Source organism: Luteithermobacter gelatinilyticus, from assembly GCF_005849285.1.
Lineage (GTDB): Bacteria > Pseudomonadota > Alphaproteobacteria > Sphingomonadales > Emcibacteraceae > Luteithermobacter > Luteithermobacter gelatinilyticus.
The window spans coordinates 1,005,774-1,019,607 of sequence record NZ_CP040517.1; the positions used below are offsets into that span (position 1 = coordinate 1,005,774).

Sequence of the window (13,834 nt, forward strand, 5' to 3'; positions counted from 1 at the left end):
TTTTCAGTAATCTGTTTTCGAACAAAGGCCGCATCTTGGATGCGGCCATTGGTTTTTAGGTATGATCCGAATGGCCAGAAGCTGCCGGATCATCGAAACTGGCTGATGATCAGAAGCTGAATGTGGCCTCGACCCCTATGGTTCTTTTGTCAGCGGGATGAATGAAAGAACCGCCGAATTCGGGGGCTGGAATGGCCTCTTCTAGATATTCTTCTTCGGTCAGATTGTCGGCAAAGACTGCGATGGACCAGTTATCTGTTTCTATCCCGGCACGCACATTCAGGAGATTGTAGCTGTCACGGCGGGTTAATGAATAGTCGGCCGGGACGCCAAAGCCGGTGGGGCGTTCCTGATCCTGAACGGTGTGGAACCAGGTTGGTCCAACCAGTCGCCAGTCCGCCCGGGCGACGAAATTATAACCGTCGGCAACGGGATGATCAAACTGCATACCGAGATTAAGCGTGTATTCGGCCGTATAGGGGGATTTGTTGCCCAGCGTGTCAGGGCGGACTGAATTTTTCTTGATCTCACTGTCGGTATAGTTGAACCCGCCATACAGCAGAAGTTCATCGACGATCCGGGCGTTGATCCCGAGTTCAAACCCGGTAATCTGCACTTCGTCGATGTTGGAAACGACACGCAAGAGGCCGAACGGTCCCACATAAAACTCGAAAAACTGCATGTCGTCCACTTCTGTGTAATACCCGGCTCCTTCAATATTCACGCGGCCGTTCCAGGCTTTGGCCTTGAAGCCCAGTTCAAAGGCGCTGGATTTTTCCTTTTTAAAGGTGTCCTCAACGCTTACGGCGGGGAAGGGGGCCCCAATTCCAGGAAGACTGTTGATAAAGGCGTCAATGGTGGCCTTGCTGCCTTGGTTATTAAACCCGCCGCTTTTGAACCCAATGCCCCAGCTGGCGAATAGGGTAACGTCATCAGAAGCATCCCATGTCAGGCTGATTTTGGGCTGGAGCTGTTCGAAAGTGCGGCTTTGATCGGTGATCCCGCCCGGATTCAGGGCAGGGTCCAGGCCCGGATTGAGTGGAGCGCCCCCGTCAAATGGGAACCCGTCAAAGTCAATGAATTGTGTGACTGCATCCGTCGGGACCAAATTCTTGACCTGTCGTTCCTCGCGGTCATAACGCAGGGCGAGAGAGGCTTCGATTTTTTCTGTGACATCATAGGCCAGTTGGCCAAAGACCGCATAGACCTGGCTGTCGAAGCGGTCATGCACCAGCTGCTCGGTCGGACTTGAGCTGTCAGGGCCGTTAAAGGGCCTACCGATGATCGGCTCCCCGGTGTCGATGCCTGTGGCCACCGCCACTTCCCGGTTCAGATCTAGAAAATAGGCGCCGGCGATCCAGCGCAGGTCCTGATCGGAGGGGGACGTCAGCCTGAGTTCAAGGCTAATATCATCCTGATTGCGCAACTGATACTGATAGCCGTCACAGGTGGTGGGGGTATAGGGACCGAAAACCGATCCGCCCGGGCCTACAACAAACAGTGAATCCGGCACAGTGCCCAGAACCTGTGGTGGCGGCAGTACGACGCCAGCGGCATTCAGGGCTGCGGTGGAAGCCCGGCAATTGGGTTCAGCATTGAAAAACCCAAAAGCGCCGCTGGTGCCATCGGCAATCAGGTCCTGGTCTATATCGCTGTACAGAAACCAGGCTGTCAGGGTGGCCCAGTTCATTTCGTGGTCAACTTTCACAGACAGTTCGAAGGCGTCCTGCTCGTTGATCGGCTCCACATTTCCCTGGAACACAAATTCATGATCATTGACGTCTTCAAACCATTCCGGAGAAAAGCCTGTGAAGGCCGGAAAGGCGAAGGCGGCGTTAAAGGTAATGGCCGAGGCTTCTACTTCTCCATAGCGGATTTTGGTATCAACAGTCGTGTTGTCCCCATTGTCCCAGACCAGCCGAGCAGTAATGTTGTAGTTTTCAAAGTCGTCAGTGTTTTTTCTGTTGACGAAAGTGTTTTTGTAAAATCCGTCCGTGGTTCTGAAATCGCCATGCAGGACAAACCCCAGCTTGTCTTCCAGCACCGGCCCACTCAGCGTGCCGGAGGCGTAATAACTGTTATTATTGGCGGCAGTGGCTTTGAAATTTCCAGCCAGTTCATCCCCAGGTTGACGTGTCGTCACTATGATCGCCCCGGCTGCGGCGTTGCGGCCATACAGGGCCCCTTGCGGGCCTTTCAGGATTTCGATCTGTTGCAGGTTGGCAAACTCCCGGTTCAGAGCGGCAGGGTTGGTCATTAAAATGCCATCCACAATAAAAGCAAAACTGTTTTCCGCATCCCGGGCGCCGTTAATGCCGCGGATGTTGACCTGGGTGTCGCCAACTTCCGCTGCGTCCACCAGCGTTACCCCGGGGGTGAGGCCAATAAAATCCTCCGCACGCTGGATACTGGCGCTTTGAATCACGTCTGAGGTGAGGGCGGTGATGCTGGCCGGGACATCCTGAAGACTTTCAGCACGTTGGCGGGCGGTGACAATGATTTCCTCGAGTACCAGTTTCGTCTCGTTTTCTTCGGCATATGTCACATGTGTTGACGTTGTCAACGCGGAAAGAAAAATCAGGCTATTGGTGGCAAGCAGCCTTTTGTTTCGTTTCATGGTGTTTTGTTCCTGGGCTCCCATGTGATCCTCCTCATTCCGATGCTTTGTGTATTATGTGTGGTTGGGATGATTTGATTGAATCACATAATATCATAATGATATATTTTTATAAAAACGATAAATGGAGAAAATTAGCTCCTCCTGAACTGTCTGAACTTGTTTTCAGGTCAAGTTCGGCTTAGGTTTTAAGTATGTTGGACGAAGGATACAAAGCGGTAAGGATGGTTATTCATGGCCGGGTACAGGGCGTGTGGTACCGTGCCTGGACTGTGGAACATGCCACGGCGCTGGGCCTGGATGGCTGGGTGCGGAACCGGGCTGACGGTACGGTAGAGGCACTTTTGGTAGGGCGTGAAGACAAGGTGGAGGAGATGATCCGCCGGTGTCATCTGGGGCCGGAACGGGCTGTGGTGGAAAAAATTGAACAATTTCCCGCCCGGGGAATCACGCCCAAGGGGTTTGTACAAAAACCCACCGTGGATGTGGATCAGCGGCGGTCCTGATCCCCCCAGGGTTTCTTTTGGGGACTGGATCAGGCGGGATAATGCGGGGACTCAGAAAATTTCGTTCCAGCTCCGGCGTAGGGCGGCGTCCACATCGTGCATGGTGACCGGCAGGCCAAGATCCACCAGGGACGTCACGCCATGTTCCGAAATCCCGCACGGCACGATGCCGCTGAAATGGTCCAGGTCGGGATCCACATTGAGCGAAATCCCGTGGAAGGTAATCCAGCGGCGCACGCGAACCCCGATGGCAGCGATTTTGTCTTCGCGCCCCTGGCCCCGATCCACCCAGACGCCCACCCGGCCCGGGCGGCGTTCCCCAGTTACATTGAATTCGGCCAGTGTGTTGATCACCCATTGTTCCAGATCATAGACGAATTTCCGCACGTCCCGGCCGCGTTTCCTAAGGTCCAGCATGACATAGGCAACCCGCTGTCCCGGGCCATGGTAGGTATACTGGCCACCGCGTCCAGCCGCGTAGACCGGAAACCGGTCCGGGTCGACCAGGTCGATCGGGTCGGCCGAGGTGCCCGCCGTATAAAGCGGCGGATGCTGCAGCAACCAGACCAGTTCCCGGGCTGTCCCGTCATGAATGTCCTGAACCCGCTGTTCCATGCGCTGAAGCGCCTCTTCATAGGGCACCAAATCGTCTGTAATGTCCCATTCAATATTGGAAGGATTGGCAATATTGGAGGGGCTGTCGGTCATTGATGATATTGGATTTGCCATTAATCAAAAAATAACTATGCTGTTCCATGATAACGTTCTCTTTAATCCTATATCCGGTCTTGAGGATAAAGTGAAGGGATAAGACAGGTCATGTCACAGGCCATCGAAGATGTCGAAATTGAACTGACCGTTGTGCTGGGGCAGACAATGATGCCCATTCGCCAGTTGTTGAAACTGGGGCGTGGCGCCGTGATTGATCTCGACGGGGATCAGGACCAGCCGGTGAAGATCTATGCCAATGGCGAATTGATTGCCAAGGGGGAGATCGTCGTGTCCGGGGACAATATCGCCATCAGCATTACCCGCAGCGTCAAAACTTATCAGATGTAAGCCGTCCTTGGCCGGCATTTCAGGGTGCTTTTCGGAGCCTAATAATAACATAAAAATAATGTTAATAAATTAAAAATACATAAAAACTTGAAATGTTCTTGTTAATCTCTTACATATGGCGTGTAGTATTGCGAATATGGTGGGCCTCGGGGGGAGCTGCCAAAAAAGTAACCGGAAAAGCAACCGGAAACACAGACGAGCAGATAGAGCAGAAAAGGACGATCCAATGGATGCCGCCGTCATCGAAAATGTTGAGCTGAAGAATAACGGGAATGCTGATTGGGAGAGCGATCGGGGGGAACGGGAAATTGATCGCCTGACCCGTTTATATGGCGACATGACGGAGGGGGATGACCTGCTTGATGCCATGATCAACAGGGAATTCAAGGACCGTATTGCCCTGGTGTCTTCTTTTGGCGCCGAATCTGTCATTCTGCTGGACATGGTGGCCCGGGTGAATCCTGCGACCCCTATTATTTTTCTGGATACCCGCAAGCTGTTTGGCGAAACCCTGCGCTATCGGGATCAGTTGACGGAAATTCTGGGGCTGACCAATGTGATTACGGTCAAGCCGGATGAGAAGGAAGTGGAGGCCGAAGACAAAAACGGCCTGCTCTGGACGCGCAATACGGATGCCTGCTGTAATTTGCGCAAGGTCCGGCCACTGGCGCGCGCCATGAATGGCTATGAGGCCTGGATCACGGGACGCAAGCGGTTTCAGGCTGCGACCCGGGCCAATATCCCGCTCATCGAACAGGATGGCCGCAAATTCAAGATCAATCCCCTGGCGTTCTGGACTGCGGAACAGGTAGATGCCCGAATCAAGGAACTGGGCCTGCCGGAGCACCCGCTGGTCTCGCAAGGATTCCCGTCCATTGGCTGCATGCCCTGCACCAGCCGGGTGGAACCGGGGCAGGACCGTCGCGCCGGCCGTTGGGCCGGGCAGGACAAAACCGAATGCGGCATTCATATCGGGGCCAATATCTGAGTCCCAATATTTGAGTCCTGAGGTTCGAGGTTCGCGCAGGGAGCCGGGGAGCCGGAAAGGATGTCCTTCTTTGGGGGGCGGCAATTTTTTCACTTTCCTGTTGCTTCTTTGTGTGCGGTTTGCTAATCCACTTCCACCAAGCCATTGCGATGCGGCCGTGGCGGAATTGGTAGACGCGCAGCGTTGAGGTCGCTGTGGGGTAACACCCGTGGAAGTTCGAGTCTTCTCGGCCGCACCAACACCTTTTTCCAAACATTCCCAAAACTTCCTAAGCTGCAAAAAAGCGCAGTTTTTTGCGATTGATGCTCTTCCATTTCTCCTTCATTTTCGATCTTATCCGAAAAAGATGCGCAAGGAGATAGGTGCGAAAATGGTTTCAGTGAGAAAACATGGAAAGAAGTGGTAAGCAGATGTAAGGCCCAAAGGTACTCGAAAAACCAAGTTGTTTAAAACCAGCCAAGTTGTTTAAAACCAGAATGGAAGCTCAGCGCTGGGCCCTGGAACAGGGTCAGGTCTGGTTCAGGAGCCAGGGGTTTGGCGCAGGCCATACTGGCGGTACGGCCCAGCCAAACCCCGCCGGAACTGGACCAGATCGGCCCGGCCCTTCGGGTTGGCGGCTTGGGGCCGCTCACCTTGTCAGACGCCTGGCCCGATGCCCCGCATCGCCCGGCGCCGTCTTCCGCGTGAGGCGAGCCACAATCCGCCAACAGAATTGAGCCAACCTATTCACAATTCACTCTAGTCCAAATGTGCTATTTACAGTTGTGATGAACTGTTTCACTTTGAAGGGGGATTGAGCATTGAGAAGATTACAGCGGGGGCGTTCATCATATGACAGACGGGGAAGCTACGGAAGTAGCGAAACCGGGTACTGACACTGCGGCAGTTTCCGACAGTTTACATCACACTACGGCGCAACGGAAAAAGACAGGAACAACAAAATCGGGACAGGCCGGTCAGGAACGAGACGATGGCGCGGGGCGGGCAGGTGCGCCTGCCGCCCTGGATACTGGGCTGTCCTGCCTGGTCACGTTGCTCAAATTTCTCGGTAAGGCGGCTTCGGGGGAGCAGATCCGGCATCAAAGCGGCAAAGGCGCGGCGCCGTTCGAGACGGCGGATATCCTTAGGGCCTGCAAAAGGATGGAGGTCAAGGCGCGGGCGGTGCGGGCCGACTGGACAAAACTTCTGAAACTGCCGCTGCCGGCGATCGGGCGCGACCGGGACGGGCGCTATTTCATCATTGGCAAGATTGCCCCGGTGGATGCGGGACAGGACGTATCGGCGGACAAGGTCCTGGTGCAGTCGCCACTTGCCCGCCAACCGCAAGTCCTGTCCCGGGCGGAGTTTGAACGGCTATGGTCGGGCGAGGTGATCCTGATGACCACCCGGGCCATGTTGGCGGGGGCGGCGCGCAGGTTCGACGTGACCTGGTTCATTCCGGCCTTGGTCAAATATCGCAAAATCCTATATGAGGTGCTGCTGGCGTCCTTTTTCCTGCAGCTTTTTGCGCTGGTGACGCCGATGTTTTTCCAGGTGGTGATTGATAAGGTGCTGGTGCATAAGGGCCTGACCACCCTGGAAGTGATGGTGGTGGCGCTTCTGGTGGTGTCCGGTTTTGAGGTGCTGGTGGGGGGCTTGCGCACCTATGTGTTTTCCCACACTACCAACCGGGTGGATGTGGAGCTTGGCGCCAAGCTGTTCCGGCATCTTCTGGCGCTTCCCTTGAGTTATTTTGAAAGCCGCCGGGTGGGGGACAGCGTGGCCCGGGTGCGGGAACTGGACACCATCCGGGAGTTTCTCACTTCCTCTTCCGTGACCCTGGTGATTGATCTGCTGTTCACTTTTGTGTTCCTGGCGGTGATGTACCTCTACAGCCCCGCGCTGCTGCTGATTGTGCTGATCTCCCTGCCGCTTTATGTGCTGGTCTCGGCGGTGATCACGCCGCTGTTGCGCAAAAGGTTGGAAGAAAAGTTCCAGCGCGGGGCCAGGAACCAGGCTTTCCTGGTGGAAAGCGTGACCGGAGTGCAGACCCTGAAGGCTATGGGCGTCGAGCCGCAGATGCAACGCAAGTGGGAGGAAAATCTCGCGGGTTATGTGCATAGCGGTTTCAAGGCGGCGATGCTGGGCAATATCGGGTCGCAATCGGTGCAGTTTATCAACAAGGTGACCACGGTGCTGATCCTGTTTGTGGGCGCCCGGCTGGTGATCGGGGGGGAGATCACGGTGGGCCAGCTGGTGGCCTTTAATATACTGGCGGGACGGGTGAGCGGGCCGGTGCTCAGGCTCGCCCAGTTATGGCAGGATTTTCAGCAGGCGCGCATCAGCCTCGAGCGCCTTGGCGACATTCTCAACAGCCCGGCGGAACCCAGCTACAACCCCAACCGCACCACCCTGCCACGGGTCGAGGGCCGGGTGGAGTTTGACGGAGTCACCTTCCGGTATCGCCCTGACGGCCCGGAAGTGCTCCGGCGCGTCTCGCTCACCATTCCGGCGGGACAGGTGATCGGCATTGTGGGGCCCTCGGGCTCGGGCAAAAGCACACTGACCAAACTGATCCAGCGGCTCTATGTGCCGGAAAGCGGCCGGGTGCTGGTGGACGGGGTGGACTTGGCGATGGTGGATCCGGCCTGGCTCAGGCGCCAGGTGGGGGTGGTGCTGCAGGAAAACCAGTTGTTTAACCGCACGGTAAGGGAGAATATCGCGCTCGCCGATCCGACGCTCGCCATGGAGCAGGTGATTGCAGCGGCCAAAATGGCCGGGGCCCATGACTTTATCCTGGAGCTTCCCGAAGGCTATGACACGGTCATTGACGAGCAGGGCGCCAACCTCTCGGGCGGCCAGCGCCAGCGCATCGCCATTGCCCGGGCCTTGATCACCGATCCGCGCATTCTGATCCTAGACGAAGCGACCAGCGCGCTGGACGCGGAAAGCGAGGAGATCATCCAGAATAATCTCAAACTCATGGCCCGGGGCCGCACGGTGATCATCATTGCCCACAGGCTTAGCGCCATTAAGCAGGCGCACCGCATCATCACTGTGGAGCGGGGCGAGATCACCGAAGACGGCACTCATGCAACCCTGATGCAGCAGGACGGACGCTACGCCCAGTTATACCGCAAACAGATGGCCGCCGTGAGCCTGGACGAGAAAGTGGGGGGAGCGCGCGAGCGCGGGGGGAGCTCAAATAGGAGCGTTAACGACGGTAGTTCCCCCCTTGATGATAAAGACAGGGGGTCCGGCCATGTTTGATAACACCCGCCGTCATCTGGCGGTCTGGAAGGAAGCCTGGCGACAGCAAAAGGCGCGCGAGCGGAAGAGCTTCAGGGTGGCGGAGGCGGATTTTCTGCCGGCGGCGCTGGAGATCCTGGAGCGGCCGGCCTCGCCGGCGGGGCGCATCATTATGATCAGCCTGATGGTTTTTTTCAGTCTGGCGCTGTTCTGGGCGATTTTTGGCCGGGTGGATGTGGTGGCCACGGCCCATGGCAAGATTGTCCCCCGGGGCAATATCAAGGTGATCCAGCCGGCGGAACTCGGTGTGGTTAAGGCGATCCATGTGGAAAATGGGCAGTGGGTTGAGGCCGGCGTACCGCTGATCGAGCTGGATAGCACCATCAGCCGCGCCGACGAGGAACGGGCCCGGCGGGAATTGCAGGTGGCCCGGGTCGCCAAGGCCCGCGCCGAGGCGTTGTTGAGGGGCCTCCGCCCCCAGGGCCCACCCGGAGCGTCCTGCACAAATGGTGGCCGGAGAGACGCATCCGGTGCGTGCGACAGGCGGCCGGGGGGCGGAAGATCAAGAGAGCCCCCAGGCCCACCCGGAGCGTCCTGCACAAATGGTGGCCGGAGAGACGCATCCGGTGCGTGCGACAGGCGGCCGGGGGGCGGAAGATCAAGAGAGCCCCCAGGCCCACCCGGAGCGTCCTGCACAAATGGTGGCCGAAGAGACGCATCCTGTGCGTGCGACAGGCGGCCGGGGGGCGGCCGATTCAAAGAATCCCGCCGACAAAACCTCAAGCTTCATTTTACCCCCAACCTTCATTTTGCCCGACGGGGTCAGCGCCGACATTGTGGCCACCCAGCAGCGGCTGATCGAGAGCCGGCTGGCGGAATATCATGCGGCGCTGCAGGCGGCGTGGGAACAGAAGCAGGAACGCCTGGCGGAAGCCCGGGTGGTGCGTCAGGAGATCGACAAACTCACCGAAACCATCCCGCTGCTGGAAGAACAGGTCGAGGCGCGGGCGGATTTGGTGGACAAGGGGCTGTCGCCGCGGTTTCAGTTCCTGGAATATCAGGAACGGCTGGTGAGCCAGAAAAAGGATCTGCAGATCCAGCGGGACCAGTTGAGCCGGGTTCAGGCGTCGATCCGGGCGGTGGAGCAACAGATGGATCAGATCCGCGAAGAGTTTCGCAAGACCGTGCTCATGGAACTGGCGGAGGCCGAGGACAAGGAGGCCGCGCTCCGTCAGGAACTGACCAAAAACCGTAAACGCCGGGAATTGCAGGTGCTGCGGGCGCCAGTGGACGGCCGGGTGCAGCAGCTTGCCGTCCATACCATTGGCGGGGTGGTTAATGCGGGCGATGCGCTGATGGTGGTGGTGCCGGATGGCAGCGCGCTGATGGTCGAGGCCCATGTACTGAACAAGGATATCGGCTTTGTGCGGGAGGGCCAGGCGGTCGAGGTCAAACTGGAAGCCTTTCCATTTACCAAATATGGCGTGATTCCCGGCCGGCTTGATCATCTGGCGCAGGATGCGGTGAATGATGAAAATCTGGGCCTAGTCTATCCGGCGCGGATCAGTATTGAAAGATCCACGATCCATGTGAATGGAAAGGAGGTGCCGCTTGGCCCCGGCATGGCGCTCACTGCCGAGATTAAGACCGGCCAGCGCCGCCTGATCGAATTCCTGCTCTCGCCGCTGCTCAGATATAAAGACGAAAGCCTCAGGGAACGGTAGAAAAATCGGGGAGGGAATATGTCACATTACTTGAAAATTTTGAAAAAATCTATTCAGGGTTGTATTCAAGGGGGAAACAAGGTTAATATTTAGTGAATGAGTCATTCATTTCCCATTCATGAAAATGGCCCCAGAGGGGGAGGGAAGTGGTCAAGACGATTGGGGGAACCAAAAACATTGGGGAATTTTCCGGTTTTATATCACGATACTGTGGCGCCGGCCCGGGTGGCGGGCCGTTTTTCCCTAGGCAGCTACAGGCCCTGAATTTACGATGCGAGTTTGATCATGACAGACAAAAAAAGAACCGAAACCCCCGCCGCAGCCGGGACGTCTGCACAGGCGGGACAAATCCCCGATTCTCTTCGACCTGGCGCCGAGACCGAGGCGACGCGGAAAATCAAGGCCTTGCGGGAAAATCACCAGGCCGCGCTAGCGCAGGCCCAAGAGACGGCCCAAAAGGCGGTGCAGCAGGCGGCGGCCGGCAAGATGACCGTCTCCCACATGCTGGGAGAGATTGTGTGGCTGCTGAGCCAGAGCCCGGCCCACAAGCATTTTGCGCTCAGTGACCTGGAATGGATGGTGATGCCGCCGCTTCTTCTGCAGCAATACCGGATTTTTAGAGCCAGCCCCTCTGCGGTGGCCGGGCAGCCGACAATGTCTCCTGCCGGACAGGGAGAGACAGCGCAAGCGACAGGTGGGAATGGGGCAACATCAAATATGACGGGTCAGCCGCTGGGCGTGGCGCTCTGGGCCTACCTCTCCCCCGAGACGGAAGAGAAACTAAAATTCGGCGGTCATCGCCTGCGCCCCGATGAATGGGCCGTGGGCTTGAGAATAGAGGGGGGAGGCCGCGAGGCCGGGGGGAGCTCAAGTAGTCCAACGGACGGTAGCTCCCCCCTTGATGATCAAGAGGGGGGAGGCCGCGAGCACCCTGATCATTCTGGGGAGGGGAGCTCAAGTAGCGAGGTTGGCGCTCAAGCAGCCGGAGGCGGTAACGCATCAAAAGAGAGCGGTAGTTCCCCCCTTCATATTACAAAACAAGAAGGCGGATCGCTGTGGCTGGTGGATCTGATCTGCCCGTTCCACACCCCGGACAACAAGCTCGCCGACAACATGCTCGCCGACCTGATCCAGGGCCCCTTTAAGGGCAAAAAGTTCAAGTTCCACCATACCGATCCCCAAACGGGCGCGCGCAAGGTTGTGGAGCTGGGCGGATGAGAAAAACTGTTTTATGGATTATGACTGTTGTGAGCGTTGGGTTACTGGCGGCCTGTGAGGAGGGGGACGGCAAAAATGGTGCGCCCTCTCAGAAAGTGGAAGAAATCGCCGATTCGTCGGGGTCTGCTAAGACGGAATATCAAATCGTCGATGAAACTTCCGTCGCACAGGGCGAGTTGTGGACGAATATAGATACCGGAGGACGTCCCCATAAAGAAATTATACGAATTCCAGTCGAAGTTCCACTTTATGATGCGTCTTTCGTGGTTTATTCGCAGGCTTTTGCGGCCCGTTATGGATATCCCCAAAGCCATGTGGTCGAGATGCCCGCCAAATTGCATCTGATGGAGTTCAAAATGATGACCGAGGGATTGGCGACCAGCTGTCTTCTTAACTTTCTGATTGATAAAGGGACGGGGCATTTTCTGGAAGGCCGGAAATCCTTTCACCGGTTTTTTGAGCTGGGGAGCCGGTCCGACCATGGCCGGCCGATACGCCTGCCCCGGCGCGTGGAAGGTTTTTGGGAATCGCAGGAAGACGTAGATTTCCGCATGAGTCACGGCAAATATGGCCCTGATGGCGAGGCCTATCTTGTGACGCAAACCATCTTCATCGCCGGTCAGGATCATACCCCGTCAAAATTCCGCGGGGGCAGTTATCTGACAGCCGTTTTGCAGGATTACCACGGATTCATATTTAAGGACCTTGACTATTTCTCGGTAAGTGTTGGCTGTCATCCACTACCATTAAATAATATAAAACAACCGACCTCTATGCTTTGGGTCAAGAAAAAAGGGGCCCCGGATTACGGGCGGCGCCTGGATGTCAAGGCCGAGAATTTCATCAAGGTGCCAATTCCGGATGAGATCCGGAACAAGATCATCAAATATGTTTCGGGAATAGGGTCGTTATACCCGCAGTGGGAAAAAGCCACCAAAGACTATTTTCACAAAAACCAGTAAGCCAGGTTTCTAAACAATGGGGGAACTTTCATGCCGACGACACCGCTGACCACATCGGAAATTCGCGCCTATCAGGGGGACTTTGCGATTCTGGCATATCAGGACGATCCCGTCCCGCCGCCGGGATTCAGGGTGGTGGCCACCTCCCTTGATATGAACAATCAGGCGGTGAACGATACCGGATATTTCGGGGTTGTTTTCGAGCATCTAGAGACCGGGACGCTCTTCATTTCCCATCGGGGCACGGAATGGACAGAAAGTGGTGACCTGGCCAATGACTGGAGCATCATGCGTGGCAAAGCCTTAAGCCAGTTTGGGGCCGTGGATCAATTTGAAAGCTGGCTGAGGCATCCAAATAACAAGATCAATGTGGAAATTAAAGATACTTATTCCTCCGGTCATTCTCTTGGCAAGGTTTTAAGCGATTATGCCTTGGTCAAACATGGCGCCTTGTCGTCGCAAGGCATATCGGGTCCTGGGTCCAGAGAAGTTTTGGAAGATGCGGGTCTGACGATCACGGCGGATCATGAAAGCAGAATTTTCAATTTTTATGAAAATGACGATCCCATCGCCAATTTCGGCCCCCAGATCGGCACCGTGGAAACCTGGGAAAATGGGGAGGAAATACATACGGAGCTCTCGAATTCTGCCATCTTAATGACGGCAACAAATTCTGCAGAGTATTCGGCTGCTGCACACATAGTAATGCTTCAATTTATTTTAAAGGCTCATAGTTCAGGAGAAAATGTGGCAACCTTTAAAAGGGGGCTTACTTCTGAAGTTGATCCTGTCACCGGGGAACAAACCATCGTCATAACCAACAAAAATGAAGCTGATGAAGTCATTTCTTACGAAACGTATACCCTCCCCAACATTGACGAGACCGGTCAGTATGTCAGCCCCATTGAATATTCAACCTTCAGTCGCGATGAAAACGGCGTTCCTCAAATTAACGGCATTTCGCTGGTTCCGGGGGCGGCCCCCGGGTCATTTGAAAATCTTGAATGGCGGATGACGGTCAATCCGCTTGCGACCAACCTTGATGAACTGATGAATGGCTATGAGGTCAAGGGGTATGAATATGACCAGAATGGAAGAATTGTCGTCGATGAGGTCACGGGACAACCGAAAGAGATAATATATGCCAGTTCGACCGACCTGATGTCGGCGGAGCTTCGGGCGGAGGTTCTGAAGGATCTTACACAAGCGGTCTTGTCCGGATATAAACACGGATGGACGACGCTGCCGGACGACATTAAAAACAATCCCAATTTTTCTGAAGCGATAGAAGGCGCGCCGGATTCCTTCCATGTGGTTCAATTTGACGATGGGACGGTTGGCATTCGCATGTCAGATACGGCTTCCGGAGCAAAGCGGCGGATGCAGATTGGTATAGACAGCGGCGGCAACCAGTTTATCACAGTGACGACAACCCAGGGGGGGCGCCGATGTAAAAAGAACCACATATGCCAACGGGGACAAAACCACGCGGGTCTTTTTCAAGAATACAGACCTTGACGCGGGGCAGATCG

The 13,834-nt window shown here is 55.9% G+C and carries 12 protein-coding genes and 1 tRNA gene; 10 read left to right on the forward strand and 3 right to left on the reverse strand.

Translation table 11 applies throughout. The annotated features are described in order from the left end of the window. Positions 1–109: 109 nt before the first annotated feature. A complete protein-coding gene (locus FE788_RS04595; RefSeq protein WP_138379536.1) occupies positions 110–2,617 on the reverse strand; it encodes a TonB-dependent receptor in 2,508 nt (835 codons plus the stop codon). A gap of 194 nt (positions 2,618–2,811) precedes the next feature. Between FE788_RS04595 and FE788_RS04600 the strand changes: the two genes are divergently transcribed. Beyond that, positions 2,812–3,123 carry an acylphosphatase gene (locus tag FE788_RS04600; protein WP_138379537.1) on the forward strand — a complete coding sequence of 104 codons (312 nt, stop codon included), beginning with the start codon at positions 2,812–2,814 and terminating at the stop codon, positions 3,121–3,123. A gap of 51 nt (positions 3,124–3,174) precedes the next feature. Here the strand turns inward: FE788_RS04600 and lipB are convergent, their stop codons facing one another. After that, on the reverse strand, positions 3,175–3,831 hold the full coding sequence (lipB, locus tag FE788_RS04605; RefSeq protein ID WP_210414135.1) for a lipoyl(octanoyl) transferase LipB: 657 nt from the start codon (positions 3,829–3,831) through the stop codon (positions 3,175–3,177). 111 nt (positions 3,832–3,942) lie between these two features. On the opposite strand from lipB, the gene FE788_RS04610 reads away from it, so the two are divergent. From FE788_RS04610 to FE788_RS04625, 5 genes are all read left to right on the forward strand, one after another. Beyond that, entirely contained in the window at positions 3,943–4,182 is a 240-nt protein-coding gene (locus FE788_RS04610; protein ID WP_138379539.1) for a FliM/FliN family flagellar motor switch protein, read from the forward strand. A 226-nt stretch (positions 4,183–4,408) separates the two neighbouring features. After that, entirely contained in the window at positions 4,409–5,170 is a 762-nt protein-coding gene (locus tag FE788_RS04615) for a phosphoadenylyl-sulfate reductase (protein ID WP_138379540.1), read from the forward strand. A gap of 151 nt (positions 5,171–5,321) precedes the next feature. Beyond that, positions 5,322–5,408: transfer RNA gene (locus tag FE788_RS04620), tRNA-Leu, on the forward strand. 296 nt (positions 5,409–5,704) lie between these two features. Beyond that, complete coding sequence (locus FE788_RS14015; protein WP_168190261.1) at positions 5,705–5,857, forward strand: hypothetical protein; 153 nt, start codon at positions 5,705–5,707, stop codon at positions 5,855–5,857. Positions 5,858–6,001: 144 nt separating this feature from the next. Further along, a complete protein-coding gene (locus tag FE788_RS04625; protein WP_138379541.1) occupies positions 6,002–8,419 on the forward strand; it encodes a type I secretion system permease/ATPase in 2,418 nt (805 codons plus the stop codon). Positions 8,420–8,431: 12 nt separating this feature from the next. On the opposite strand, the gene FE788_RS04630 is transcribed toward FE788_RS04625, so the two are convergent. Further along, on the reverse strand, positions 8,432–8,902 hold the full coding sequence (locus FE788_RS04630; RefSeq protein WP_138379542.1) for a hypothetical protein: 471 nt from the start codon (positions 8,900–8,902) through the stop codon (positions 8,432–8,434). A 2-nt stretch (positions 8,903–8,904) separates the two neighbouring features. On the opposite strand from FE788_RS04630, the gene FE788_RS04635 reads away from it, so the two are divergent. The 4 genes from FE788_RS04635 (at position 8,905) to FE788_RS04650 (ending at position 13,820) form a co-directional block, all read left to right on the forward strand. Next, positions 8,905–10,122: an HlyD family type I secretion periplasmic adaptor subunit gene (locus tag FE788_RS04635; protein WP_138379543.1), complete on the forward strand. Its 1,218-nt coding sequence runs from the start codon at positions 8,905–8,907 to the stop codon at positions 10,120–10,122. A gap of 285 nt (positions 10,123–10,407) precedes the next feature. Then, positions 10,408–11,340, forward strand: a complete 933-nt coding sequence (locus FE788_RS04640) for a toxin-activating lysine-acyltransferase (protein WP_138379544.1) — start codon at positions 10,408–10,410, stop codon at positions 11,338–11,340. Next, positions 11,337–12,302, forward strand: coding sequence for a hypothetical protein (locus tag FE788_RS04645; protein ID WP_138379545.1), 966 nt, complete (start codon positions 11,337–11,339; stop codon positions 12,300–12,302). The genes FE788_RS04640 and FE788_RS04645 overlap by 4 nt, the downstream gene beginning before the upstream one ends. Before the next feature lie 135 nt (positions 12,303–12,437). Further along, positions 12,438–13,820: a hypothetical protein gene (locus tag FE788_RS04650; RefSeq protein ID WP_138379546.1), complete on the forward strand. Its 1,383-nt coding sequence runs from the start codon at positions 12,438–12,440 to the stop codon at positions 13,818–13,820. The last annotated feature ends 14 nt before the right edge of the window (positions 13,821–13,834 follow it).

What these genes read in the sequence shown, in the direction of transcription:
- FE788_RS04595 (WP_138379536.1), bottom strand. Translation starts at nt 2,617, where the DNA reads ATGAAACGAAACAAAAGGCTGCTTGCCACCAATAGCCTGATTTTTCTT.
- FE788_RS04645 (WP_138379545.1), top strand. Translation starts at nt 11,337, where the DNA reads ATGAGAAAAACTGTTTTATGGATTATGACTGTTGTGAGCGTTGGGTTA.
- FE788_RS04610 (WP_138379539.1), top strand. Translation starts at nt 3,943, where the DNA reads ATGTCACAGGCCATCGAAGATGTCGAAATTGAACTGACCGTTGTGCTG.
- FE788_RS04640 (WP_138379544.1), top strand. Translation starts at nt 10,408, where the DNA reads ATGACAGACAAAAAAAGAACCGAAACCCCCGCCGCAGCCGGGACGTCT.
- FE788_RS04625 (WP_138379541.1), top strand. Translation starts at nt 6,002, where the DNA reads ATGACAGACGGGGAAGCTACGGAAGTAGCGAAACCGGGTACTGACACT.
- FE788_RS04635 (WP_138379543.1), top strand. Translation starts at nt 8,905, where the DNA reads ATGGTGGCCGGAGAGACGCATCCGGTGCGTGCGACAGGCGGCCGGGGG.
- FE788_RS04600 (WP_138379537.1), top strand. Translation starts at nt 2,812, where the DNA reads ATGTTGGACGAAGGATACAAAGCGGTAAGGATGGTTATTCATGGCCGG.
- lipB (WP_210414135.1), bottom strand. Translation starts at nt 3,831, where the DNA reads ATGACCGACAGCCCCTCCAATATTGCCAATCCTTCCAATATTGAATGG.
- FE788_RS04615 (WP_138379540.1), top strand. Translation starts at nt 4,409, where the DNA reads ATGGATGCCGCCGTCATCGAAAATGTTGAGCTGAAGAATAACGGGAAT.